Annotated in this window: 21 protein-coding genes and 1 pseudogene; 13 read left to right on the forward strand and 9 right to left on the reverse strand. The window is 70.8% G+C overall.

Going from position 1 to position 23,595, the window contains the following annotated elements:
• The first annotated feature begins 51 nt into the window (after positions 1-51).
• Genes M2157_RS05160 through M2157_RS05175 form a run of 4 tightly spaced genes read left to right on the forward strand, consistent with a single transcriptional unit; the run spans position 52 to position 4,935 of the window.
• On the forward strand, positions 52-1,197 hold the full coding sequence (locus M2157_RS05160; protein ID WP_280864570.1) for a substrate-binding domain-containing protein: 1,146 nt from the start codon (positions 52-54) through the stop codon (positions 1,195-1,197).
• A 15-nt stretch (positions 1,198-1,212) separates the two neighbouring features.
• Positions 1,213-2,769 (forward strand): sugar ABC transporter ATP-binding protein, encoded by a 1,557-nt coding sequence (locus M2157_RS05165; protein WP_280864571.1) that lies wholly within the window; start codon positions 1,213-1,215, stop codon positions 2,767-2,769.
• A gap of 1 nt (position 2,770) precedes the next feature.
• Entirely contained in the window at positions 2,771-3,892 is a 1,122-nt protein-coding gene (locus M2157_RS05170; protein ID WP_280864572.1) for an ABC transporter permease, read from the forward strand.
• The gene (locus M2157_RS05175) at positions 3,892-4,935 is read left to right on the forward strand and encodes an NAD(P)-dependent alcohol dehydrogenase (protein WP_280868166.1); all 1,044 of its coding nucleotides are present in this window, start codon (positions 3,892-3,894) and stop codon (positions 4,933-4,935) included. Before M2157_RS05170 ends, M2157_RS05175 begins: the two co-directional genes overlap by 1 nt.
• A gap of 54 nt (positions 4,936-4,989) precedes the next feature.
• Here the strand turns inward: M2157_RS05175 and M2157_RS05180 are convergent, their stop codons facing one another.
• Genes M2157_RS05180 through M2157_RS05190 form a run of 3 tightly spaced genes read right to left on the reverse strand, consistent with a single transcriptional unit; the run spans position 4,990 to position 7,831 of the window.
• Positions 4,990-5,787 (reverse strand): ThuA domain-containing protein, encoded by a 798-nt coding sequence (locus M2157_RS05180; RefSeq protein ID WP_280864573.1) that lies wholly within the window; start codon positions 5,785-5,787, stop codon positions 4,990-4,992.
• A gap of 3 nt (positions 5,788-5,790) precedes the next feature.
• Positions 5,791-6,555 carry an SDR family oxidoreductase gene (locus M2157_RS05185; RefSeq protein WP_280864574.1) on the reverse strand — a complete coding sequence of 255 codons (765 nt, stop codon included), beginning with the start codon at positions 6,553-6,555 and terminating at the stop codon, positions 5,791-5,793.
• Between the two features lie 37 nt (positions 6,556-6,592).
• A complete protein-coding gene (locus tag M2157_RS05190) occupies positions 6,593-7,831 on the reverse strand; it encodes an acyl-CoA dehydrogenase family protein (RefSeq protein ID WP_280864575.1) in 1,239 nt (412 codons plus the stop codon).
• Positions 7,832-8,029: 198 nt separating this feature from the next.
• Here M2157_RS05190 and M2157_RS05195 point away from each other — a divergent pair, with 198 nt between their 5' ends.
• Genes M2157_RS05195 through M2157_RS05215 form a run of 5 tightly spaced genes read left to right on the forward strand, consistent with a single transcriptional unit; the run spans position 8,030 to position 13,350 of the window.
• Positions 8,030-9,610 carry an AMP-binding protein gene (locus M2157_RS05195; protein WP_280864576.1) on the forward strand — a complete coding sequence of 527 codons (1,581 nt, stop codon included), beginning with the start codon at positions 8,030-8,032 and terminating at the stop codon, positions 9,608-9,610.
• 11 nt (positions 9,611-9,621) lie between these two features.
• Positions 9,622-10,227: a histidine phosphatase family protein gene (locus M2157_RS05200; RefSeq protein WP_280860610.1), complete on the forward strand. Its 606-nt coding sequence runs from the start codon at positions 9,622-9,624 to the stop codon at positions 10,225-10,227.
• A 30-nt stretch (positions 10,228-10,257) separates the two neighbouring features.
• Positions 10,258-11,448: an acetyl-CoA C-acyltransferase gene (locus tag M2157_RS05205; RefSeq protein WP_280864577.1), complete on the forward strand. Its 1,191-nt coding sequence runs from the start codon at positions 10,258-10,260 to the stop codon at positions 11,446-11,448.
• A 19-nt stretch (positions 11,449-11,467) separates the two neighbouring features.
• Entirely contained in the window at positions 11,468-12,436 is a 969-nt protein-coding gene (locus tag M2157_RS05210) for a PDR/VanB family oxidoreductase (protein ID WP_280864578.1), read from the forward strand.
• A 53-nt stretch (positions 12,437-12,489) separates the two neighbouring features.
• Entirely contained in the window at positions 12,490-13,350 is an 861-nt protein-coding gene (locus M2157_RS05215) for a 3-hydroxybutyryl-CoA dehydrogenase (RefSeq protein ID WP_280864579.1), read from the forward strand.
• 43 nt (positions 13,351-13,393) lie between these two features.
• Here the strand turns inward: M2157_RS05215 and M2157_RS05220 are convergent, their stop codons facing one another.
• From M2157_RS05220 to M2157_RS05230, 3 genes are read right to left on the reverse strand one after another with little or no spacing between them, the layout of a single operon-like run.
• Positions 13,394-13,924 carry a cupin domain-containing protein gene (locus tag M2157_RS05220; RefSeq protein WP_280864580.1) on the reverse strand — a complete coding sequence of 177 codons (531 nt, stop codon included), beginning with the start codon at positions 13,922-13,924 and terminating at the stop codon, positions 13,394-13,396.
• Positions 13,925-13,965: 41 nt separating this feature from the next.
• Entirely contained in the window at positions 13,966-15,018 is a 1,053-nt protein-coding gene (locus M2157_RS05225) for an aminoglycoside phosphotransferase family protein (protein ID WP_280864581.1), read from the reverse strand.
• Entirely contained in the window at positions 15,015-16,019 is a 1,005-nt protein-coding gene (locus M2157_RS05230) for a C-terminal binding protein (protein WP_280864582.1), read from the reverse strand. The genes M2157_RS05225 and M2157_RS05230 overlap by 4 nt, the downstream gene beginning before the upstream one ends.
• 727 nt (positions 16,020-16,746) lie before the next feature.
• Between M2157_RS05230 and M2157_RS05235 the strand changes: the two genes are divergently transcribed.
• Positions 16,747-18,015, forward strand: coding sequence for an MFS transporter (locus tag M2157_RS05235; protein ID WP_280864583.1), 1,269 nt, complete (start codon positions 16,747-16,749; stop codon positions 18,013-18,015).
• Between the two features lie 72 nt (positions 18,016-18,087).
• Here the strand turns inward: M2157_RS05235 and M2157_RS05240 are convergent, their stop codons facing one another.
• Positions 18,088-18,867, reverse strand: coding sequence for a fumarylacetoacetate hydrolase family protein (locus M2157_RS05240; protein WP_280860617.1), 780 nt, complete (start codon positions 18,865-18,867; stop codon positions 18,088-18,090).
• A gap of 186 nt (positions 18,868-19,053) precedes the next feature.
• Here M2157_RS05240 and M2157_RS05245 point away from each other — a divergent pair, with 186 nt between their 5' ends.
• The gene (locus tag M2157_RS05245; RefSeq protein WP_280860618.1) at positions 19,054-20,085 is read left to right on the forward strand and encodes a LacI family DNA-binding transcriptional regulator; all 1,032 of its coding nucleotides are present in this window, start codon (positions 19,054-19,056) and stop codon (positions 20,083-20,085) included.
• Positions 20,086-20,179: 94 nt separating this feature from the next.
• Here the strand turns inward: M2157_RS05245 and M2157_RS05250 are convergent, their stop codons facing one another.
• Together M2157_RS05250 and M2157_RS05255 are read right to left on the reverse strand one after the other, a co-directional pair.
• Positions 20,180-20,446 (reverse strand): NAD(P)H-dependent oxidoreductase, encoded by a 267-nt coding sequence (locus M2157_RS05250; protein WP_280864584.1) that lies wholly within the window; start codon positions 20,444-20,446, stop codon positions 20,180-20,182.
• 91 nt (positions 20,447-20,537) lie between these two features.
• Positions 20,538-20,774, reverse strand: a pseudogene (locus tag M2157_RS05255) (NAD(P)H-dependent oxidoreductase); the annotation flags it as partial.
• A 422-nt stretch (positions 20,775-21,196) separates the two neighbouring features.
• Between M2157_RS05255 and eno the strand changes: the two are divergent.
• Positions 21,197-22,507 carry a phosphopyruvate hydratase gene (eno, locus tag M2157_RS05260; protein ID WP_280864585.1) on the forward strand — a complete coding sequence of 437 codons (1,311 nt, stop codon included), beginning with the start codon at positions 21,197-21,199 and terminating at the stop codon, positions 22,505-22,507.
• Between the two features lie 60 nt (positions 22,508-22,567).
• A complete protein-coding gene (locus M2157_RS05265; protein ID WP_280860621.1) occupies positions 22,568-23,572 on the forward strand; it encodes a VOC family protein in 1,005 nt (334 codons plus the stop codon).
• Positions 23,573-23,595: the final 23 nt, after the last annotated feature.

Below are 23,595 nucleotides of genomic sequence, written 5' to 3' on the forward strand. Positions count from 1 at the left end.
AAGCGACGCGGGCCGCGGCAGCGCAGGCCCACACCACGGGAGTACTCAACGATGAGTCCCAGACCCGGACGCGCGCTCCGTCGCGCGCTCACCGCGATCGTCCCCGTCACCGCCCTTCTCACCCTGGCGGCGTGCGGCACCGACACCACTCCGGCCGCCGGCTCCGCCAAGGCCGCGGGGGCCGACCCCGCCGGGCTGAGCGCGGCCCGCGCGGCCATGACGAAGTACTCGGCGCGCCCGGACCGGATCCCTGTCACCGAACCGGTGGGCAAGAAGATCCCCACGGGCAAGAAGATCGACTTCATCCTGTGCGGCGTTCAGTCCTGCAAGGATCTGGCCGACTTCTTCACCGCCGGGGCCAAGGAGCTCGGCTGGGACGTCAAGCAGATCGCCACGCAGGGCACACCGGAGTCCGTCCAGGCCGCCTACGAGCAGGCACTGCGCGACAAGCCGGACGCCGTCGTCGCCTCCGGGTTCCCGCGCGCGGTGTACGCCAAGCAGCTGGCGCAGCTGAAGCAGGCCGGCATCCCGGTCATCCAGTCGAACGCCGACGACGTGGCGGGCGACGGCATCTCCCTGCTGAAGAACGGGCCGAAGGACGTCGCCGTCCAGGGCGAGATGCTCGCCTCGTGGGTGGTGTCGGACAGCGGCGCCCAGGCCGACACCGTCTACTTCGACCTGCCCGCCTACACCATCCTCAAGCCGGTCAAGGACACGTTCGCGGCCAAGTACAAGCAGTGGTGCACGGACTGCGGGCTGGACACCGTCGACGTACCGATCACCGCGATCGGCAAGGACATGCCGGACCGCGTGGTGTCCTACGTCCGCTCGCACCCCAAGGTGACCCACATCGTCTTCTCCCTGGGCCTGCTCAACGTGGGCGTGCCGGCCGCGCTGAAGACCGCCGGCATCACCGGCAAGCACATCGCGGTGAACGTCGGTGACGCGCAGAACTACCAGTACATCGAGAGCGGCCTCAGCGACGGCGCCATGGCCCTCAACTCCCACGAGGCCGCCTGGCTCCAGGTCGACGCGCTGGCCCGCCACTTCACCGGCCAGTCCATGGCGGTGGATCAGAAGGCGGTGCTGCCCAACATGCTGATCACCGGCAAGGACAACCTCCCGTCCGCCGACGGTGACTTCCCGCTCGTCGAGGACTACCAGGCGCAGTTCAAGGCGCTCTGGGGTCTGAGCTGAGCGCCGGAAGGAGCAATGGTGCACGCTGAAACGTCGCTCGGGTCGGCCGGGACGCAGGAGACCGACCGGACCGTGCTGCGGGTGTCCGGACTGTCGAAGCGGTTCGGCGCGACCCAGGCACTCCAGGACGTCGACCTCGACATCGCCCACGGCGAGATCCATGCGCTGATCGGGCCCAACGGCTCCGGCAAGTCCACCCTCATCAAGATCCTCGCCGGGTATCACCACGCAGACCCGGGAGCGGCCGCCGCACTCGACGGCGAGCCGTTCGACCTGGGCCAGGTCACCGGCTCCCGGCACGACCGGCTCCGCTTCGTCCACCAGGAGCTGGGCCTGGTCGGCGAGTTGAGCGCCACGGACAACCTCGCGCTCAGCCGCGGCTTCGCCCGTACGGCCCTGGGGAACATCCGCTGGCCGGAGATGGAACGCCGTACGGCCGCCCTGGTCGAACGCTTCGGCCTCGGCATCGACGTACGCCGTCCCCTGTCGACCGCCACCCCCGTCCAGCGCGCGGTGGTGGCCATCGCCGCCGCCCTGCAGGGCTGGGAGGGCCGCCGTGGCGTCCTGGTGCTCGACGAGCCGACCGCGGTGCTGCCGCCCGGGGAGGTGGCCCGGCTCTTCGACATCGTGCGGGAGATCCGCGACTCCGGTGCCAGCGTCCTGTACGTCTCGCACCGGATGGACGAGATCTTCGCGCTCGCCGACCGGGTCACCGTGATCCGCGGCGGCCGCCGGATCGCCACCCGCCGGGTCGGCGAGCTCACTCCCCGGTCCCTGGCGGAGCTGATGGCGGGCGAGGAGACGGAGACCGAGCACCGGCCGCGGCCCGTCGCCGATGGCGCCGAGGCCGTGCTGGAGGTGCGCGGACTGTCGGCCGGACCGCTGCACGGCGTCGACTTCACCCTGGCCCGGGGCGAGCGGCTGGGCATCACCGGCCTGGTCGGCTCGGGCCACGAGGTGGTGCCGTACGCGGTGTGCGGGGCGTACGGCGGACCCGTGCGCGGCCAGGTGCGGGTACCGGAACGCTCCCCGCGCTGGGTCGACGCGAAGGACGCGGGGCGGCTCGGAATCCCTCTCGTCCCCGCGGACCGGGCCGGCGAGGGCGTGATCGGTGACTTCTCGGTCGGCGAGAACCTCACCCTCCCGCTGCTCGACCGGCTCCGCGCCCGGGCCGGGCGGCTGCACCGGCGCCGCGAATCCTCACTCGCCGAGGAATGGATCCGGCGGGTCGGGGTGCGCACGGCCGGCCGCGGCGCCCGGATCACCACGCTGAGCGGCGGCAACCAGCAGAAGGTCGTCGTGGCCCGCTGCCTGGCCCAGCAGCCGCCGGTACTGGTGCTGTGCGAGCCCACGGCGGGCGTCGACATCGCGACCCGTCTGCAGCTGTACGGCCTGATCGAACGTCAGGCCGACGCCGGGATGGGCGTGATCGTGTCCTCGTCCGACACCGAGGACCTGCTCGCCCTGTGCACCCGGGTCCTGGTGGTACGGGACGGCCGGATCGTACGGGAGATCAGCGGCCGGGACATCACCGAGCCCGCGCTGGTCCACGCCATGGAAGGAACCGAGTGACATGACCTCCACCCCGACCCGGACCGCCGAGTTCCAGCCGAGCGGAACGGAGGTGCCCACGGTGTCCGGCGCACGGACCCTGGGCACGCTGAGCCGACGGGCGGCGGCCGCCCTGTCGTTCCGCACCATCGGCGCCGTCTACGTGTGGCTGCTGATCATCGTCCTCTTCTCCGTGTGGGCGCCGGACACGTTCCCGACCGTCACCACGGTCAAGCAGGTCCTCAACGGCAACGCGGTGGCCGGGCTGGTGGCGCTCAGCGTCGTCCTTCCGCTGGCGGCGCGCGTCTTCGACCTGTCGGTCGCCTTCACCATGTCCCTCACCAGTGTGCTGACCGCCTACTTCATGGTCACCAAAGGGCTCGGCCCCGGCACCGCGATCGCCCTGGCGATGACCGCCGCCCTGCTGATCGGGTTGGTCAACGGAGTCGTGGTGGTGGTGCTGCGGGTCGACTCGTTCATCGCCACGCTGGCCACCGGAGCGCTGATCCAGTCCCTGATCACCATGGTCACCAACGACAGCTCCATCACCGGTGTGAAGCTGCTGGCCAAGCCGTTCGCGAACATCGCCCAGCTCGACGCGGGGGGCATCACCCTGCCGGTGCTGTATCTGCTGCTCGCCGCGACGGCCATCTGGTTCCTGCTGGAACACACCGCGACCGGGCGCCGGTTGTACGCGACCGGCTTCAACGCCGACGCGGCACGCCTGCAGGGAGTGCGCACCAACCGGCTGCGCTTTCTGACCCTGGTGACGTCCTCGCTGCTCTCGGGATTCGCGGGAGTCGTCTTCGCGTCCTCGGTGGGGTCCGGATCGCCGAGCGCGGGCACCCCGTATCTGCTGTCGGCCTACGCGGCGGCCTTCGTCGGGGCGACCCAGTTGCGTGCGGGCCGCTTCAACGCCTGGGGGACGGTGATCGCGGTGCTGCTGCTCGGCACCGGCATCACCGGGCTCGGACTCGCCACCAGCGCGCAGTGGGCCGCGAGCCTGTTCACCGGTTCCGTCCTCATCGTCGCGCTCGTTCTCACGGGTGGGCGGATCACCCTGCCGGCGGTCCTGCGCCGCCACAAGGCGCCCGCGGTCGCCGTGACCGACGACGTATCCGTCCCGGACAAGGAGTTCTCATGATGAAGGCGGTTCAGTACCGGACGGTGGGCAGCGCACCCGAGGTCGTCGAGGTCCCCGTGCCCGAGCCGGGCCCGGGACAGGTGCTGCTGAAGGTGACGGCCGCGGGGCTGTGCCACTCGGACCTGGCGGTCATGAGCTGGCCGCAGGAGCAGTTCCCCTATCCCCTGCCGATGACGCTCGGTCACGAGGGCGTCGGCACCGTCGCGGGACTGGGAAGCGGGGTCACGGGAGTGACCGAGGGCGACGAGGTGGCGGTGTACGGCCCGTGGGGCTGTGGTCTGTGCCGGGCGTGCGCGGAGGGCAGGGAGAACTCCTGCCCGCACGCCGCCGGGCTCGGCATCATGCCGCCGGGACTCGGCTCGCCGGGCGCGCTCGCGGAGTACATGGTGGTGGACTCGCCGCGCCATCTGGTGCCGCTCAACGGGCTGGACCCGGCGCAGGCCGCACCCCTGACGGACGCCGGCCTGACGCCGTACCACGCGATCCGCGCGTCCCTGCCCAAGCTCGTGCCCGGCAGCACCGCGGTGGTGGTCGGCGTCGGGGGCCTGGGCCATATCGCCGTACAACTGCTGCGCGCGTTGACCCCGGCCCGGGTGGTCGCCCTCGACGTCAGCAAGGAGAAGCTGGAACTGGCCCGCGCGGTCGGCGCCCACGAGACGCTGCTGTCCGACGGCGAGGCGGCGGCCCGGGTGCGGGAGCTGACCGACGGCGTCGGGGCCGAGGTGGTGCTGGACTTCGTGGGGGCCGAGGCGACTCTGGCGGTGGCCGCCGCTTCGGTGGCGGTGGCCGGCGATGTCACCGTCGTGGGTATCGGGGGTGGCACTCTCGCGGTCGGCTTCGGCGGCGGTCTGCCGTTCGAGGTGTCCGTCTGCGCCCCCTACTGGGGCAGCCGCCGGGAACTCATCGAGGTCCTCGAACTGGCGAGGCAGGGGCTCGTCTCCTCCCACATCGAGACCTTCTCGATCGAGGACGCACCCCTGGCGTACGAGCGCCTGCACTCCGGTGAGGTGGGCGGGCGCGCGGTCGTGCTGCCGCACGGCTGAGCCACGCGTGCGTGCCTGGGCCCGGGTCCCCGCGGGGACCCGGGTCCAGGCGCGTCAGGCCGACGCCGGTTCGGTGACCGCACGCTCCGCGCCCACCGCCCGCTCCAGACACCGCCCGAGCACCGTCAGGAACTCCGGTGTCTCCCAGGGCCCCCGGTCCACGCGCCGGGTGTCGTCCACGCCGAGGTCCTGCATGTCGTACCGGCCCCGGCAGTGGCCGAGCGTGAAGTAGCAGACCTCGCCGAGACCGTGCCGTTTCAGATAGAGGACGGGACGGGGCGCGCCGTCCAGCGCCGCCGTGTCGCCCTCCTCGAAGCCGCGGCACGGCCCGGTGTACTCGGCGTGCAGCAGCACTTCCAGGTCCCCGTGCAGCTCGCACACGTACAGCTCGTCGGTGACGGTGAACGGCTCGATCCCGGCGACCAGCGGATGGTCGGGCCGGGTCACGCGCACCTCGTACGGCTCGATGGGCGGGTGCGCCAGGAACTGGCTGCCGAGCACCTCGGCCAGCTGCCCGAGCACCCGGGGGGTGGAGAACATCCGGGGTCCGCCGGGAGCGGGCGCCTCGATCACCGAGTTGGTGCCGTGCAGGGCGAGCCAGCGCCCGCCCCGCGCGGTGAAGCGTGCCAGCGCGTCCCGCTGCGCCGGGCGGGGACGCACATCGCAGGTGTAGGTGACCAGCAGATCCGCCTGCTCCAGCGCGGGGAGGCAGTCGTAGTCCTGGTAGACCCTGGTGCGGACCCGGGGATGGTCGCCCAGCATCTCCAGCAGCCTGAGCCGCGCGTGGTCGAAGTCGTGCCATCTGCCGCCGCAGACCAGTACGGCGTCCAGGCGGCCTGCCGGGCCCGCCACGGCTCAGTACTGGACGCGGGTCAGCAGCCCGCCGTCCACCACGAGGTTGACTCCGACACAGAAGGAGCCCGTCCGGCCGAGCAGGAACGCCACCGCGGCGGCCACGTCCTCGGCGGTGCCGTAGCGGCCGATCGGCAGCTTGGCGAGCACCTCCTCGTAGACCTCCGGGCGGCCGGTGCGGATGGTCTCCCACGCGCCGCCGGGGAAGTCGATCGGGCCGGGCGAGACGGTGTTGACGCGGATGCCCTTCGGGGCCAGGGCATGGGCGAGGGCCGAGGCGTGCTGGACGACGGCGGCCTTCAGCGCGGAGTAGGAGTTGGCGCCCGCCGGTCGGGCGGTGTCGGAGGCGTTGGTGGTGCCGATGGCCACGACGGCGGCCCGGTCGGACGCCTCCAGATGGGGAAGAGCCGCCTCGACGAGGCCGGCGAACGGGATCAGGTCGCCGCGCAGGCTGGCCTCCCACGACTCGGGCCCTTTGACGTTGCCGGCCGAGACGTTGGACACCAGCAGGTCCAGTCCGCCGAGTTCACCGGCCGCCCGCTCCACGAAGCCCGCGAGAGCGGCCGGGTCGGTGACGTCGACCGGTTCCGCGAAGACGGTGGCCCCTTCGGCCCGCAGTTCGGCGGCCGCCTTGGCCAGCCCTTCCTCGCCCCGGGCGCACAGGGCCAGTGCACAGCCCTCGGCCGCCAGGGTCTCGGCGATCGCCCGGCCGATACCCCGGCTCGCACCGGTCACCAGCGCCTTCGCGCCGGTCAGTCCCAGTTCCATCGATGTCACTCCTTTGTGAGAAAGCTTCTGGAAGCCTTTAATCGCCGGGAAGCTGCGAGAACGGCGCCCGGTCCACCCGGGGTTCCGGCGGCAGCTTGAGCACCCGTTCGCCGATCAGGTTGCGCTGGATCTGGTCGGTGCCTCCGGCCAGCCGGTAACCGGGGGCGCCGAGCAGATGCTGGGTCCAGGCGAAGGTGCCCGGTTCCCCGGTGTCGGCGCTGATCCGCGCCCCCATCAGCTCGGCGGCGACCTGGCCGGTGCGGGTGAGCAGCTCGGAGGCCATCAGTTTGGTCAACGAGGCCTCCGGACCCGGCCGGCCGCCGGCTGCGCTCGTCCTGGCGACGCGGTCGACGGTGGCCGCGCGCAGGGCGGCACGGACGTACAGGTCGGCCAGGCGCTGGCGGACCAGCGGGTCCCCGGTCCGGCCCAGGGAGCGGGCGAGCGCGAGGACGTCCGGGAAGGTGCCGCCCTTGCGGCGGTTGCCGCTGCCCGAGGCGGTCCGCTCGAAGGCGAGGGTGGCGTTGGCGACCTCCCAGCCCTGGCCCGGCCGCCCGATCCGGAGCCGGTCCGCGACGCGTACGCCGCCGAGGAACACCTCGTTGAAGGAGGTGCCGCCGCTCATCTGCCGGATGGGGCGCACCTCCACTCCGGGGGCGTCCATCGGGACCAGGAAGGCGGTGATGCCGGCCTGTTTGACGACGTCCGGGTCGGTCCGGGCGAGCAGCAGACCGTAGTCGGCGAACTGGGCTCCCGAGGTCCACACCTTCTGGCCGTCGATCACCCACTCGTCGCCGTCCTGCCGGGCCCGGGTGCGCAGGGCAGCGAGGTCGGAGCCGGCACCGGGTTCGCTGAAGAGCTGGCAGGCCAGCAGGTCGGTGCGCAGGAACGCGCGGGCGTGGTCGCGGCGTTGCTCGTCCGTCCCGAACAGGGAGACGGCCATCGCGACCAGGCGCACCGTGACACTGATCAGTTCGGTGGACGGCGGCACCTCGAACGCGGACTCCTCCTGGGCGAAGACCGCCACGTGCGCGGCGCTCAGACCCGCACCGCCCTTGTCCTCGGGGAGTGTCAGCGCCTGGTAGCCGGCGTCGAAGCGGGCCCGCTGGTAGACGCGGCAGCGATCCAGCAGGAGGCGTTCCTCGTCCTCCGGAAGGTTGTGGAACACGGCGAGGTCGGCGGCCTCCGCGGTGGCCTCCGGCGCCCGCGCCGGTTCGAGCACCGTGGCCAGCCACTGCCGGACCTGCCGGCGCCATGCGTCCGGATCGGGCTGGGACATGGCTCCTCCTCGGGTACTTACCAGACGACGGTTTGAGTAACGGTGAGTGTGCTGTATGCCTGCCTCACCGCTGGAACATGCGGGAATGGCTTCGTCTGGGGTCAGAGTGTTCCGTACTTTCTTGATAAACGCTACAGTCTCCGCATTCCCTCTCTCCCGTCGACATCGGGAGAGGACCGCGGAGCCGCCGGAGGAGCCATGTCGCTGCTGCCACTCGACCGTCGCGCCCAGGAGACACCCGAGGAGCCCGCCCTGGCGGACGACCTGGGAGTGCTGTCCTGGTCCGGCCTCGCCGACCAGGTGGCCCGGGCGGCGGCCCGGCTGCTGGAGTTCGCGCCCGGCCCAGGCGACCGGATCGCCGTCCTCGGCGACAACGCGATTCCGACACTGGTGGCCCATCTGGCGGGCCTGCGAGCCGGAGTGGGCACCGTGGCCACGTCCCGGAACCTCACCTCGGGCGAGCTCGTCGACCAGATCATCGACGCGGGGGTGACCGGCATCGTCGCGGGACCGGCCGGCGCGGGCGCCGCCCTCGACGCGGCCCGGGAACTGGGGCTGCCGATCGTGACGCACGGAACCCCGGCAGCCGGGCACGCGTTCGACTGGGACAAGTGGCTCGCCGCAGCGCCCACTGGACGCACCCTCCCGACCGACCGGCCCGCCCGGCCTCCGCTCGTGTACACCTCGGGAACCACCGGACGAGCGCGCGGCACCGAGGTGCGCTGGGTGAGCGGCCCGGTCGCCGACAGCTCCGCCTACCTCGCCGCAATGTCCGCCCGGCCCGGATTCCCGGCGGGACCGCACCTGGTGTGCGGTCCTCTGCAGCACAACGCGCCACTGACCTCGCTGCGGCACCTGGCGGCCGGTCAGCCGGTGGTCGTCCTCGGCAGGTACGACGCGGAGTCGTTCCTCAGCCGGGTGCAGAAGTGGCGGGTCTCCTCGACGGTGATGGTGCCCACCCACTTCCAACGGCTGCTCGCCCTACCGGAAGACGTCCGCGCCCGGTACGACGTCTCCAGCCTGCGGCAGGTCTCCCACACCGGCTCCGCGTGTCCTCCGGACGTGAAGCGCGCCATGATCGACTGGTTCGGGCCGGTGCTGACCGAGTCGTACGGCGCCAGCGAAGCGGGAACCGTGGCCCGCATCAGCAGCACCGAGTGGCTGGCGCACCCGGGCTCGGTCGGGCGGGCCCGGCCTCCGTTCGAGGTCGTCGTCACCGGTGACGACGGCCGGCGACTGCCGCCCGGGGAGCACGGGCTGCTGGCCTTCCGGGCGCCCGAGGACCAAGGCGTCCGCTACCACGCGGACCCCGACAAGACCAAGGCCGCCTATCTCTCCCCCGGCGTTTTCACGCTCGGCGACATCGGCTACATCGACACCGACGGCTACATCTTCATCACCGACCGGGCCGCGGACGTCGTGGTCTCCGGCGGCGTGAACCTGTACCCGGCCGAGAGCGAGGCGGTCCTGCGCCGGCACCCCGCGGTCGTCGAGGTCGCCGTGATCGGCGTGCCCGACCCGGACTTCGGCGAGTCGCTGCGGGCGCTGGTCGTGGTGGCCGGGGACGAGCCGCCCGCCGGCGAGCTGGACGCCTTCTGCCGCGAGCGCCTCGCCGCCTACAAGTGCCCGAAGTCGTACGAGATCGTTCCCGAGCTGCTGCGCAACGCGATGGGCAAGCTCGACAAACGCGCGATGCGCCGCCCCTACTGGGGCTCGGAACGGACCATCGCCAGGCTGAGCCGCTCCCCCACGTACTTGCACGTACTTGCACGTACTTAATAAGGATCACCATGACCGAACTCCTCCTCGTCCGGCACGGCCTCCCCCTGGCGGGCGTGTTCGACCCGGGGCTGTCGCCGGAGGGCACCGCCCAGGCCGAACGCCTCGCCGACTGGCTGGCACACGAAGACCTCGACGCCCTGTACGTCAGCCCGTTCCAACGGGCCCGCGAGACCGTGGCGCCCCTGGAACGGCGCACCGGCATGACGGCCACCGTCCTCGACGACCTGCGCGAATGGGACACGGACGTGTCCCAGCCCTACACCCCACCCGAGCAGATCGGGACGGGTGACCCCCGGGCGGCGGCGCTCGCCGAAGGACGCTTCGAGGACTTCGTGCCCGACCTGGACTGGGACGCCTTCCGCGGGCGGGCCGTACGTGCCATGGACACCATCCTCGACGCCCATCCCGGCGGACGGGTCGCAGCCGTGTGCCACGGCGGCATCACCAACACCTATCTGGCGACGGTGCTCGGCCTGCCGACGATGTTCTGGTTCCACCCCGGCTACACCTCCGTCAGCCGGGTGCGGCGCATGCCCGGCGGCCGGATCGTTCTGCACTCGGTGAACGAGACCGCCCACATGATCGCCGAACGTGCCGTCGACCCCGTCGTCTGACCCCGTCCCACACCCCAGGAGGTCCCGGCCATGCCCGGATCCGTCATCGTCGCCGGAGCAAGGACGCCCATCGGCAGACTGCTGGGCGCCCTGAGCCCCCTGTCCGCGGTCGATCTCGGCGCCCACGCCATCCGCGCGGCTCTGGCCGCCGTCCCTCTGGACCCGCAGGCCGTGCAGGCGGTCGTCATGGGCCATGTGGTGCAGGCCGGCGCCGGCCCCAACCCGGCCCGGCAGGCCGCGGTCCTCGCCGGCATTCCCTTCTCCGTGCCGGCGAGCACCGTCAACAAGCTCTGTCCGTCCGGCCTGCACGCCATCGCCCTGGCCGACCTCATGATCGCCTCCGGCCGTCACGAGGTGGTCGTCGCGGGCGGCATGGAGTCCATGTCCGGCGCCCCCCATCTGCTGCGCGGATCACGCGCCGGCTGGAAGTACGGCTCGGCCGCGATGGAGGACGCCCTGGACCGGGACGCCCTCGTCTGCGCCTTCGACGGCGTCTCCATGGGCGCGGCCACCGAGCGCTACCAGCAGCCGTTCGCCCTGACCCGGCAGGAACAGGACGAGTACAGCGCGCTCTCCCATCAACGGGCCGCCCACGCCCAGCAGTCGGGCGCCTTGTCCGAGGAGATCGCCCCCGTCACGGTGGCCGGACGACGGGGCGAGACGGTGGTGGACACCGACGAGGGCGTACGACCGGGAAGCACCGCCGAGACCCTGGGCCGCCTGCGGCCCGCCTTCTCCGGCACGGGCACCATCACCGCCGGCAACTCCTCTCAGCTCTCCGACGGCGCCGCGGCCGTCGTCGTGATGAGCGCGGAGCGCGCCCGGCGGGAGGGCCTGACACCGCTCGCCGAGATCGGTGCCTACGGCACGGTCGCGGGCCCCGACCCCTCACTGCTCGTCCAGCCGGCCGGCGCCGTCCGCGACGCCCTGGACCGGGACGGCCGTCTGAAGACCGCCGACCTGGACCTGTTCGAGATCAACGAGGCGTTCGCCGGAGTGGCCCTGGCTTCCCTGCGCGAACTGGACATCCCGCTGGACAAGGTGAACGTCAACGGCGGAGCGATCGCGCTCGGACACCCGGTCGGCATGACCGGAGCCCGGCTGGTGCTGACCCTCGCGACGGAACTGCGCCGGCGCGGAGGCGGCAGCGGAGCGGCGGCCCTGTGCGGGGGCGGCGGTCAGGGCGACGCGCTGTTGCTGCATGTACCGACGCAGGCCTGAGACCGGGAGCCGAACCAGCATGAACGACCAACTGCCCTCGGTCCCGACCACCCTCACGGTGGCCGCCCGCACTCTCGCCGCCGACGGCGTCGTCTCCCTCACCCTGCGCCGCCCCGACGGCGGCACGCTCCCCGCCTGGACGCCCGGCGCCCATATCGACGTACTCCTGGAAGGTGACGCCGACGGCCTGGTCCGTCAGTACTCCCTGTGCGGACAGCCGGCCGAACGCGGGTCCTGGCAGATCGCCGTGCTGCGCGAGCCGGAGGGCCGCGGCGGTTCCGCGTACGTCCACGACCACCTGCGGGAAGGCTCCACCGTGCGGGTCCGCGGACCGCGGAACAACTTCCCGCTACGGCCGGCCACCCGCCATCTGTTCGTCGCCGGCGGCGTCGGCATCACGCCCATCCTTCCCATGGTCGAGGCCGCCGAGGCCGCGGGGGCCGACTGGAGTCTGCTGTACGGCGGCCGCACCCGGACCTCGATGGCGTTCCTGGACCGCCTCGCCCCGCACGGGGAGCGGGTACTCGTCCGTCCGCAGGACGAGTACGGCCTCCTGGACCTCGCCGCCCACCTCGGCGTGCCCAAGGAGGGCACCCTGGTGCATGCCTGCGGTCCCGAGCCCCTGCTGCGGGCGGTGCAGGAGCAGTGCGCGGGCTGGCCGCCCGGCACGCTGGGCGTCGAACGGTTCGCCCCGGTGGCGACGACCGAGAGCGGCGCGGCCGCGGCCTTCGAGCTGGAGCTCGTCCGTTCCGGGCTCACCCTCACCGTGCCGCCGGACCGTTCGGTGCTCGAAACCGTGGAGGAGGCCGGCGTCACGGTCGACTTCTCCTGCCGGGAAGGCACCTGTGGCACCTGCGAGACCGACGTACTGGACGGCACACCCGACCACCGCGACTCGCTGTTGACGGAGGACGAACGAGCCGCCGGCGACACCATGCTCATCTGTGTCTCCCGCTCGTGCGGGCCCCGTCTCGTGCTCGATCTCTGACGTCGATCGCTTCCCGTTCACCAGACCCGCTCACCAGAAAGGACGGACTCCGGATGGATCCCGTCACCCGTCTCGGCGTCGTCGGATGCGGCCTCATGGGCTCCGGCATCGCCGAAGTCGCCGCCCGCAGCGGTATCGACGTCCATGTCGCCGAGGCCACGCATGACGCGGTCGAGGCAGGCCGCCGCCGACTCACCACCTCCCTCGACCGAGGCCTACGGCGTGGCAAGCTCAGCGAGGAACAACGCGACCAGACCCTCGCCCGGCTCTCGTTCACCCGTGACCTCGGTGACATGGCCGACCGTCAGTTCGTCATCGAGGCCGTCGCCGAGAACCGCGACATCAAGACCGGTGTCCTGCGCGACCTGGACAAGGCGATCGAAGACCCTGCGGCGGTCCTCGCCACCAACACCTCCTCCATTCCCGTCGTCGATCTCGCCGTCGTCACCGAGCGGCCCGAACGGGTCATCGGCCTGCACTTCTTCAACCCCGTCCCCGTGCAGCAGTTGGTCGAGGTCATTCCCTCCCTCGTCACCGGCGCGGACACGGTGCGGCGGACCCGCGGCTTCGCCGAGCAGCTGGGCAAACAGGCCATCCAGGCGCCCGACCGCTCCGGCTTCGTCGTCAACGCCCTCCTCGTGCCCTACCTGCTCAGCGCGGTACGGATGGTGGAGTCGGGCTCCGCGCGGCCGGACGACATCGACCGGGGCATGGAACTGGGGTGCGCGCACCCCATGGGGCCGTTGCGCCTGCTCGACCTCATCGGCCTCGACACCGCCCAGGCCGTGGCCGAGTCGATGTACGAGGAGTACAAGGAGCCGCTGTACGCACCGCCCGCCCTCCTGCGCCGGATGGTCGCCGCCGGTCACCTCGGCCGCAAGAGCGGCCGCGGGTTTCACACCTACGACAGCTGAGTGCTGCGGAACGTTGGCCTACCGAGCACCCTCCGCCACGCCCTCAGTGTTCGGGTTCCGCGCCGATGAGGACGAACGCCACCGTGGACGGTTGTCCGCTGCGGTTGCGCCAGGCGTGCCGGGTGCCGTTCTGGATCACGATGTCGCCCGCCGAGAGCGGGGTGCAGTTTCCGTCGTCGAGTTCGAGGACGATCTCGCCCCCGAGCACGATGCCGTAGTCCACGGTCGGCGTCGCGTGCATGCCGTCGGGCTCGATGAGTTCGGCGATACCGGGCGAGTCCGCCCGCTGTTCCCGGTCGTAGGCCGCAGGGTCGAACGCCGGGTCGGTGAACGCGGCCTCCGGCGGGAAGGTCAGGACGACGAACCGGGTGCCGCCGGGCGCCGGAAGAAGGGTGGTGACCTTCGGCGTGGGGTCCTCTCCCGCCCTGCTGACCGGTTCGCCGGGGTCGGTGGCCCACGGCAGTCGGGACACCCAGCCAGGCAGGCTGGTGAACTCCCGGCTGCGCGGGACGGGGCCGTCGCTGACGACGACCGACTTGCCGTTCTCGTCATGGCCGGTGACGACTCTGCGCATGGTCTGCCTCCTTCGGTCCGCCGGATCCACCGGACGATCGGTCACGCGGGTCGGCCGCTGTCGGTCTGGGTCGCAGCGTCCAAGGCGGTCACCCAGGCGTCCAGCACACCGACCACCGTGGCTGCGGGCGCCCGCAGCAGGGCCGACGCCACCGTCCGGACGAACAGCCGGTGCCGGTCGTCCGTGAGGTACTCCACCGGGGACTTGCCGTCCACACGGGCGAGCAGCAGTGCCGGCAGCAGGGAGGCGGCCCGCGCCTCCAGGGCGGACCGGGGTTCCCAGTCGATGTGCCGCAGGTATCGATCGGCCAGCGCATGGGCGGACCGCAGGAGTTCGGCGCGGCGGCCGGGCACGACGAGACTCTTGAGGAGCAGATGGTTGACGCAGAAGGCCAGATCGAAGGCCGGGTCGCCGTACCAGGCGCACTCGGCGTCCAGCAGCACGGGCCCCGACGGGCCGACGAGGACGTTCTTGGGGCTGACGTCGCCGTGCACCAGGGCCAGGCGGGTACCGGCCGTGCGGTCGGCGAGGCCCTGGAGGATGTCGGCCAGGCCGGGGTGCGCCGCCGCGGTGGCCAGAAGGTACGGCTCGATCCGCAGGGCGTGGAAGTTTGCGTCCGTGGCGAACTCCGCGGCGAGGACCGTGTCACCCGCGCTCGCCGCGTGCAGGGCGCCGAGCACCTCTCCGACGGCCGCCGCGGTCGCCGGCTCCACCTCGCCGGCGAGGAGTTGGGACTTCCACATGGGGTAGCGCTCGGCGGGCAGGTACGCCATCGCGAACAGGCCGGCCTCGGGGTCGTGTGCCAGCAGTTCGGGCACGCTGTCCGGCCGGTGCAGGGACGCGAACCGCATCCACGCCCATTCGTAGGCGTTGCGCGACACCGGCGCCTCCCAGTCGGCCGCGACCCGCAGCCGGGCCAGGGCCCGCTTGACGCACAGGGAGCGCCCCGGCAGGTCCACCCGCCACAGGTCGGAGGAGACTCCTCCGGCCAGCGGCGTCCACCGCGCGGTTTCGCCGGGGAGTGCGAGCTCGTGTGCGGTCAGGAAATCGGACAGGGCGCGGTCCGGGGTCTCCGGCGCGGCTGTGGGGCTCATCGCCGGTCACCCGGTCCGGCGGGCAGGCCGCCGGGGTGGTTGCACGGGTGTGCCGGGGCCTCGCCCGCCAGGATCCGAACGACCTCTTCGGCGGCGCGGCGGCGCAGTTCCGTGACCGAGGCGTCGGAGGAGAAGGCGACGTGGGGGGTGAGCAGCGCACCGGGCTGGTCCAGCAACCCGGCGGGGACATGGGGCTCGCTCTCCAGGACGTCGAAGGCGGCTCCGTCCAGCTGGCCGCCGTCCAGCGCCTTGATGACCGCGTCGGTGTCGACCAGGCCGCCGCGGCTGACGTTGACCAGCAGCCCGCCCGGCTTCATCAGCGCCAGCTGATCGGCGCCGATGAGGTGGTGGGTGCCGGGTGTCAGCGGCACGTGGAGGATCACCGCGTCGCTTCGGCGCAGCAGTTCCTGAAGGTCGACCAGCTCGACTCCGGGGGCGTCCTTCGGAAGATGAGGGTCGTGGGCCAGGATCCGGCAGCCGAACGCGCCGAGCTTGCGGGCGGTGGCGCGTCCGATCCGGCCGAAGCCGACGATGCCGCAGGTCAGCGTGGACAACCGGCGCAACCGGGCGCCGGCCGGGTCCCAGCGACCCGTACGGACCTCCCGGTCGAAGACGGCCAGGCCGCGCGTCCAGGCGAGCACCATGCCGACGGCGTGGTCGGAGACCTCGTCGACGCAGTAGTCCGGCACGTTGGTGACCCACACGCCCCGCTCGGTGGCGGTGTCCACGGCGATGTTGTCGAGGCCGACGCCGAGCCTGGCCACGATCCGAAGATCGGGGGAAGCCTCGACGGCGAGGGAGGAGACGGGCGCCCAGCAGGTGAGGATGCCGGCGGGCCGGTGCTCGGCGACCAGCTCCTCGATGGTGTCGGCGGAGGCGGGTTCCGCGGGGCCGGACACCAGCGTGTGGCCCGCGCCCTCGATGACGGATCGCTCGACGGAGTCGTCGGGCCAGGCGTAGTCGGTGAGCAGCACGGTGTCTGGGCGGCTCGGTGGTGTCATGGCAGATCGTCCTCGCAGAAATCGTACGGCCGCCGTGGACGGCCGGGTTTGACGTCCGGTCTCGTCCGATCAGCAGGTCTGAGCATCACCCGGGACGGCGGCCGTCGGCTGTCCGATGGTCCACGGCCGCCATGGGCGCGGGGGAAGAGTGTCGCTGGGCTCGGTCGGGTGTCACCGGCGCTCCCCGACTCGTGGTCGGAAGACGCCGGTACAGGCCCCCGGAACTGGGTCACGCGATGCCGGGGCACGTCGAATCACTTTGTCACAGCCACATGATGCTAACGATAGCACTGTGGGTCTGCGAATCGTCAAGAACGCGGCGTGCAGCGGCTCACCCGCGCCCCGTACCCGAGGCCGGCGGGCCCGCTCATCACGGCAAAGCGGGGGAATCCCAGGAAATCCGTCCGTACATCTTGACGCGCCGGGCACTTCCCTTCATGGTTTCAGCCAACCCCGGCCGTGCGGCCGACACGTATCCGCACAAGGTCCGGTTGTCGAAGACGCCATAGCCACGGACGTCCCCGACGGGCGCTATCCGGCTGAATTCCGCATGCGGTGTCCGACCGCGCGGTGGCCGATCGCCCGCATTCCGTCAGACGGCGCCCGATTTCGCCGTCGCCGACTCGAGTCCGTGTTCAGCTCACCGCTTCTTTCCTCGCCGCACGCCTCCCGTGCGCCGATGGATCCGCCGCGGCCTGCCGTGGCCCATTCCTCATCAGGAGCCGCAATGCCTCACGCAGCGCAAGTCGACACCAGTGCAGTGCCCGTCAAGGACACACAGGAAAGCAACCGGCCCCCCGTCTCCCGCGCCATGATCGGCGTGGGCTTCCTGTTGGTGGTCCTCTCCTACATGGTCAACGCGATGGACCGTCAGGTCTTCCCGCCGCTGCTGCCCAACATCCGTGCGGAATACGGGTTCTCCCTGGATCAGGGCGGCCTGCTGGCGACGAACTTCACCCTCGGCATGGCCCTGGCCGGCCTGCCCGCGGGGTATCTGCTGGACCGCTTCCGACGCAAGACCGTCCTGCTGGTCAGCATCGTCATCTACTCCCTGGGCACGATGGCCACCCCGCTGGCGACCGGCTTTGCCGACATGACCCTGTACCGGGTCGTGTCGGGCTTCGGTGAGGGCATGCAGTCCGCTGCGATCTTCGCGGCGATGGGTGCCTTCTTCGTCCAGCGGCGCGGCCTCGCGTTCGGTGTCATCGGCATGGGCTACTCCGTCGGCGTGTTCATCGCCCCGCTCATCGGTGTCGGACTCGCCGACACGCACGGCACCTGGCACTCGCCCTTCTACCTGTTCGGCACGGCCGGGCTGCTGATCGCCGCCGCCTCCCTGTTCCTCGTGAAGGCCGGCCTGACCGAGCACTCCGCCGAGAAGGCCGTCTCGACCAGCACCTACGAGTACATGCCGGCCTCCGCCTACAACCGCAACACCATCGCGCTTGCCGTCCACTCGGTCGTCAGCGGTGTGGCCATCTACGGATTCCTGGGCCTCTACCCGACGTACCTCATCACCTCGCTGCACTACTCCTCCGAGCAGGCCGCGCTGGCGATGAGCTTCCTCGGCTTCGGCGGCATGGCGGCCCTGTTCGGCGGCTGGCTCGGCGACCGCGTGAACCAGCGCAACCTGCTGATCCTGAGCCTGCTGGCCGTCTCCGCCATCAGCGCGTGCATCTACGAGACACAGGCGGGAGTCGGCGTGCAGTGTGTGTTCGCCTTCCTCATGGGCGCCTTCGGCCTGGGGTTCATCTATCCCAACAGCAACAGTGCGATGCAGCGGGCCGTCCGTCCGGCACAGATCGGACGCGCCTCCGGCCTGTTCGTCACCAGCTACTACGGACCGGCGGCGTTCTCGGGTCTGCTCTTCGCCGCTCTGGTGGGCTCCTTCGGCTGGGACCGGGCCGGACTCCTGCAGGTCACGCTCCTGCCGCTGGTCGGCGTCCTCGCCCTTGCCTTCGTCCGTCCCGCGCAGTTCAACAGCGCGGTCCGCTGACACACCAAGGGGGCTGCCCACCGCCGAGCGGTGGGCAGCCCCCTTGTGCGGTCACTCCGCGGGCCTTTGCGGTCAACGGCTCTCGGCCACGACCGGGTTGCGCAGAACGCCGATGCCCTCGATCTCGACCTCGACCTCGTCTCCGGGACGGATCGGCCCGACACCGGCAGGCGTGCCGGTCATGATCGCGTCTCCGGGCAGCAGCGTCAGGTAGCGGCTGAGGTAGCTGACGAGGTCCGGGACGGGGAGCAGCAGGTCGGCGGTGCTGGCCGACTGCATGACTCGGCCGTTCACACGGGTCGTCAACGACAGCGCGGACGGGTCGAGTTCCGTGGCGATGACCGGCCCGAGGGGAGCGAAGGTGTCCTGGCCCTTCCCGATCAGCAGCGTTCCGTATGTGCTTTCCTTGCGCTGCACGATGCGGTCGCTGACGTCATTTCCGCAGGTATAGCCGAGGATGTACTCATGAGCCTCGGAAGGCTTGACATGGCGGGCTTCCTTTCCGATGACCACGACCAACTCGCCCTCGAAATGGATGAGTTCGCCATCCTCCGGATAAACGATGGCGTCCCCCGGTCCCACCACCGCCGTGCTCGGCTTCATGAAGCACACGGGAACCTCCGGAATCTCACGGTCGGTCTCGCCGACGTGTGAGGCGTAGTTGTACGCGAACCCGTAGATCCGGGGTTTCTCGACCGGCGGGAGAATGACGACGTCGCTCACTTCGTCGACGTGTCCCGCAAGGGACAGTCCCGTAAAGGGGTCGCCCTCGAATCGGGCGATGGTGACGTCACCGGGTTCGAGTTCTCCGTAGTGACACACACCGCCGACGGCATACCTGACGATCCGCACGGACACCTCCGTACTTTGGGCAGCCATGGGCGGCTGCACGGCCCATCCAGCAATGCTAACGTTAGCATAATAGGTGATGCCCGAGCCCGCCGCTCCGCTCCCCGACCACGCAGCGCAACACGAGTGCTATCGTTGGCATACGGAAGGTGACGACCGCGGGAACAGTCAGCCGGAGGGGACGCTTACGTGATCACGACCAGGGACATCGCCGAGCGTCTCGGGATCTCCGTCTCGACGGTCGGCCGGGCCCTCGCCGACGACGCGCGCATCAGCGAGGAGACCAAGTTCCGGGTCCGCCAGACCGCTTCCGAGATGGGCTACGTCGGCAACCGGGCGGCGCGGATGATGCGCGGAGCGTCCAGCAACGTGGTCGCGCTGGTCATCCCGGACATCCGCAACAGCTTCTACTCGACCATCGCGCACGAGCTCTCCAAGAACATGGCGGCCGAGGGCTTCCAGTTGATGCTCTCGGAGACCGACGACGACCGGATGGTGGAGCTGCGTCATCTGCGGGAGCTGTCCGCGAACCGCGTGGCCGGCGTCATCATCGTGCCCACCGCGCGTCCGCACAGCGAGTCCGTCAAACTCCTGCGCGCCGTACCGCACCTGCAGTTGCTGCGCCGTCACCCCTCGCTCGGCTCCCAGTGGTTCGGTGTGGACGACCGCGAGGCACTGCACCGCGCCACGGCCCACCTGGTGGCGCTGGGACACACCCGCATCGCCTATCTGGGCGGCCCCGAGGAACTGCCGACGGGTGCGGAGCGTCTGGGCGGCTTCCGCGCCGCCCTGGAGGAGGGCGGCCTTGCGGACGACGCCGGACGCGCCGAGCTGGGGCCGCCGTCGTCCGTGCACCACGGGCGCGAGGCGGTACGTCGGCTGCTGCAGGGGCCGGCCGCTCCCACCGCACTCGTGCTGGGATCGATCCAGCTCACCCTGGGTGTTCTGGAGGAGCTGTCCGCGCAGGGCGTGAAGGTGCCCGGCGAGCTGTCCGTGGTCGGGTTCGGGGACGAGCCCGGCTTCTCCTGGTGGGGCCCCGGGCTCACCACGATCGGCCTGCCGATCCAGGAGATGGCGACCAGCTGCGCACTGTGGCTTCTGCGTCGCCTCAAGAACGAGCCGGACAACGACGGCCCGTACACGTCGGTCTCCCCCGGATCGCTGGTTCTGCGCGGCAGCACGGCACCCCTCGACGGAAAGGTTCCGTCCAAGTCCGCCTGAGCGGGTCGCACCTCGAGTCGCCACCGGCCTTGCGCGAGAACGTGAAGGTGCCCGGAGCGCTGCGCTCCGGGCACCTTCACGTTCTCGCGCCGCGTCAGTGGGCTCCGCTGCGCAGCCGGCGCATGACGGTGGCGGTGCGCGCGAGTTCCTCGAGCACGTGCCCGGCCGCCGCCTCGTGGATCTTGCCGGGGCGGAAGGCGCCGTCGTCGACCTGTTCGTTGACGAAGGGGATGCTCACGGTCGGCCCGATCGGCAGCATCCTGAGGTTGGCCACGACCTGCTTGGCCATCTGCACCGCCCGGGTGCCCGCCGAGACACCGCCGTAGCTGACGAACGCCGCCGGCTTGTGCTGCCACTCCACCACCAGATAGTCCCACGCGTTCTTCAGGGGGGGCCGGAAACCCTCCGTTGTACTCGGGGGTGACGAACACGAACGCGTCCGACGAGTCGACGATCCGGCTCCAGGCACGGGTGTGACTCTTCGTGTACTGCCTCAGAGCGGGCGGATGCGGCTCGTCGTAGAACGGCAGGTCGAGTTCGCGCAGGTCGACCAGGTGTGATGCGAACTGGTCGCACTCGGCGACCTGGGAGGTGAACCAGTCCGCGACGGATCTGCCCACACGTCCGGGACGGGTGCTGGCCACGACCGTGGTCAGAGTCATGGGTGCCACCGAGGGCTCGGATGTCATGTCGGGCTCGCTTTCCTGTCGGCCGCGATCGGCCCGGCGAGCCCACGCCGCCTGTGCTGTCCGTTCTTCCAGGAGGAGGTGGGCCCGCCGGAGTTTCAGCCACTGCCACGGGGTGTGCGAACGATAGCATTGGCGCGCGAACGGCCCAAGCAAAGGGAAACGAGCAACCTGTAGGAGGAATGGAACACTCCTCACCCCTTGACAGGACGGGCTCACAGTTCGCACGATTGCGCTATCGATAGCACAACGAGAGCCGCAGTGGACGAGCACTCCTCGTCCTCCCGTTCCCCCTCACACATCACCCGGGGTGCCGCACCGATTCGAGTGCCGCCCCGAGAGGTCGGCCCGCGCCCGTTCGCCGGTCGACAGGCACGGGCATCACACAACGCCTCGACCGTCCGACTCCGAAAGGTCGCACCGCAATGACAGACGCGCGGATCGCCAAGCTCTATGGCCGCAGGGTGTGGGACTCCCGCGGGCGGCCGACCGTCGAGGTCGAGGTGCACCTCGCGGACGGAGCAAGCGGGCGGGCCATCGCACCGGCGGGAGCCTCGACGGGTCAGGGCGAGGCGCTCGACCTGCGTGACGGCGGCTCCCGCTTCGGCGGACTCGACGTCCGTCGCGCCGTCGGTTCGGTCAACCAGGAGATCGCGCCCGCCCTCCTGGACCTCGACGCGATCGACCAGGAGGCCGTCGACCGGCTCCTGGTGAACCTCGACGGCACCCCCGACCGCAGCCGCCTGGGCGGCAACGCCGTCGTCGCCACGTCCATGGCGGTGCTGCACGCCGCCGCCGCGTCGGCGGGCGTACCGCTGTGGCGGCACCTGTCGGGCGATCGGCCGGTTCGCATCCCCCTGCCGGAGATCCAGATCTTCGGCGGCGGCGCCCACGCGGACCGTCGCGTGGACGTCCAGGACTTCATGGTCGTCTGCCCCGCGGCACGCAGCTTCAGCGAGGCCCTCGACTGGACCGCGGAGATCTACCGGGCGGCCGGCAGCCTGATGCGCAAGGCGGGCAAGGCACAGGGCGTGGCGGACGAGGGCGGCTTCTGGCCCGCGTTCGACTCCAACGAGGAGGCGTTGGAGACCCTGACCCTCGCCATCGAGACCGCCGGCTTCACGCCGGCCACACAGGTCGGCATCTCGCTGGACATCGCGGCCTCACAGTTCGGCACCGGTGGGCGCTACACGCTGGCCCTGGACGACCGCACCCTGGACACCGCGGCGCTGATCGACATGCTCGGCGGCTGGATCGAGCAGTACCCGATCCTGTCCGTCGAGGACCCGGTGGGCGAGGACGACCACGAGGGCATGGTGGAGTTCACCCGGCGATTCGGCCACCGCTGCCAGGTGATCGGCGACGACTACCTGGTCACCAACGCCAAGCGCGTGGAAGCGGCGGCCACCAACGGGGCGGCGAACGCCGTCCTCGTCAAGCCGAACCAGGCGGGCACGGTCACCGAGGCCCACCAGGCCCTGCGTGCCGGAAAGGACGCCGGCTTCGCCACCATCGTGTCGGCCCGCTCGGGCGAGAGCGAGGACATCACCATCTCGCACCTGAGCGTCGGTTGGGACGCGGGCCAGCTGAAGGTGGGCTCCTTCACACGCTCCGAGCGTATGGCGAAGTGGAACGAGGTTCTGCGCATCGAGGAGGCCCTCGGCGATTCCGCGGAATTCAGCGGCTGGTCGGCCTTCACATTCGCCGATTCCACCCGTTCCGCGACCAAGCCGTAAAACAGCCCAAAGCATTACAGTCATCGAAATCAAGAGCCGAACCGGAGCACGGAGTCCAGCATGCTGCCACCCGTCAATCTGCGACCGAGTTTCAACATCACCCGCTCCAGTCATGTCCGGCTCACGGTCGCGGACCTGGCCGAGAGCCGGAACTTCTATGCGAGCGCCCTCGGGCTCGTCGTCAGCGACGAGGACGAGCGCACCTGCTATCTCCGCGGGCTCGCCGAGGCATGCCACCACAGCCTCGTCCTGGAGCTGGACGAAGAGGGCGCCGGTTCCTGTCAGAGGATCGGTTTCCGCGTCTTCTTCGACGAGGACCTCGACATCGCCTACACATGGTTCCGCGACCGGGGGCTGCCCGCGGAGTGGGTCGACATGCCGTACCAGGGCCGCACCCTGCACGTCAGCGACCCGGTCGGTACACCGCTGGAACTCTGCGCGCACATGGAGACGCGCCCGAGGCTGCACATCGACTTCGAGCACTACAAGGGCGCCCACGCGCAACGTCTGGACCACTTCCAGACCTTCGCGCCGAACACCTATGAACTGACCGCGTTCTACGGCGAACTCGGCTTCCGCAACTCCGAGTACCTGGCGCACGGCGACACCCTGCTGAGCGCGTTCATGTACCGCAAGGGCACGTGCCTGGACCTCGCGATCGTGGAGAACACCGGGCCCGCCCTGCACCACTTCGCCTACACCGTCTCCGAGAGCCGCGACATCTTCACCGCCTGCGACTGGGCGGGCATCCTCGGCTACGGCGAAGGGGTGGAGCGGGGTCCGGGACGGCACGGGCCGGGCGGCATGCTCTTCACCTACCTCCGCGACCCCGACGGTCACCGGGTGGAGGTCTTCAACAGCCACTACCAGACCATCGACACCGAGGTCGAGCCGGTGCGCTGGGACGCGGGATCGCTGAGCACCAACGTGCGCTGGGGACTTCCCGCGCTGGAGAAGTGGTACTTCGAGGCCTCGCCCTTCGTGGGAGTGAAGCAGATCCCGCCGGCCCAGGTGCCGCAGCCCATGACCCTCGAGCGGTTCCTGCTCGAGCAGTCCGCCCACTGACCCTTCCGTCCCCCGAGGAGACG

Origin of the sequence: Streptomyces sp. SAI-127, from assembly GCF_029894425.1 — a bacterium.
In the GTDB taxonomy this organism is placed as follows: Bacteria; Actinomycetota; Actinomycetes; order Streptomycetales; family Streptomycetaceae; genus Streptomyces.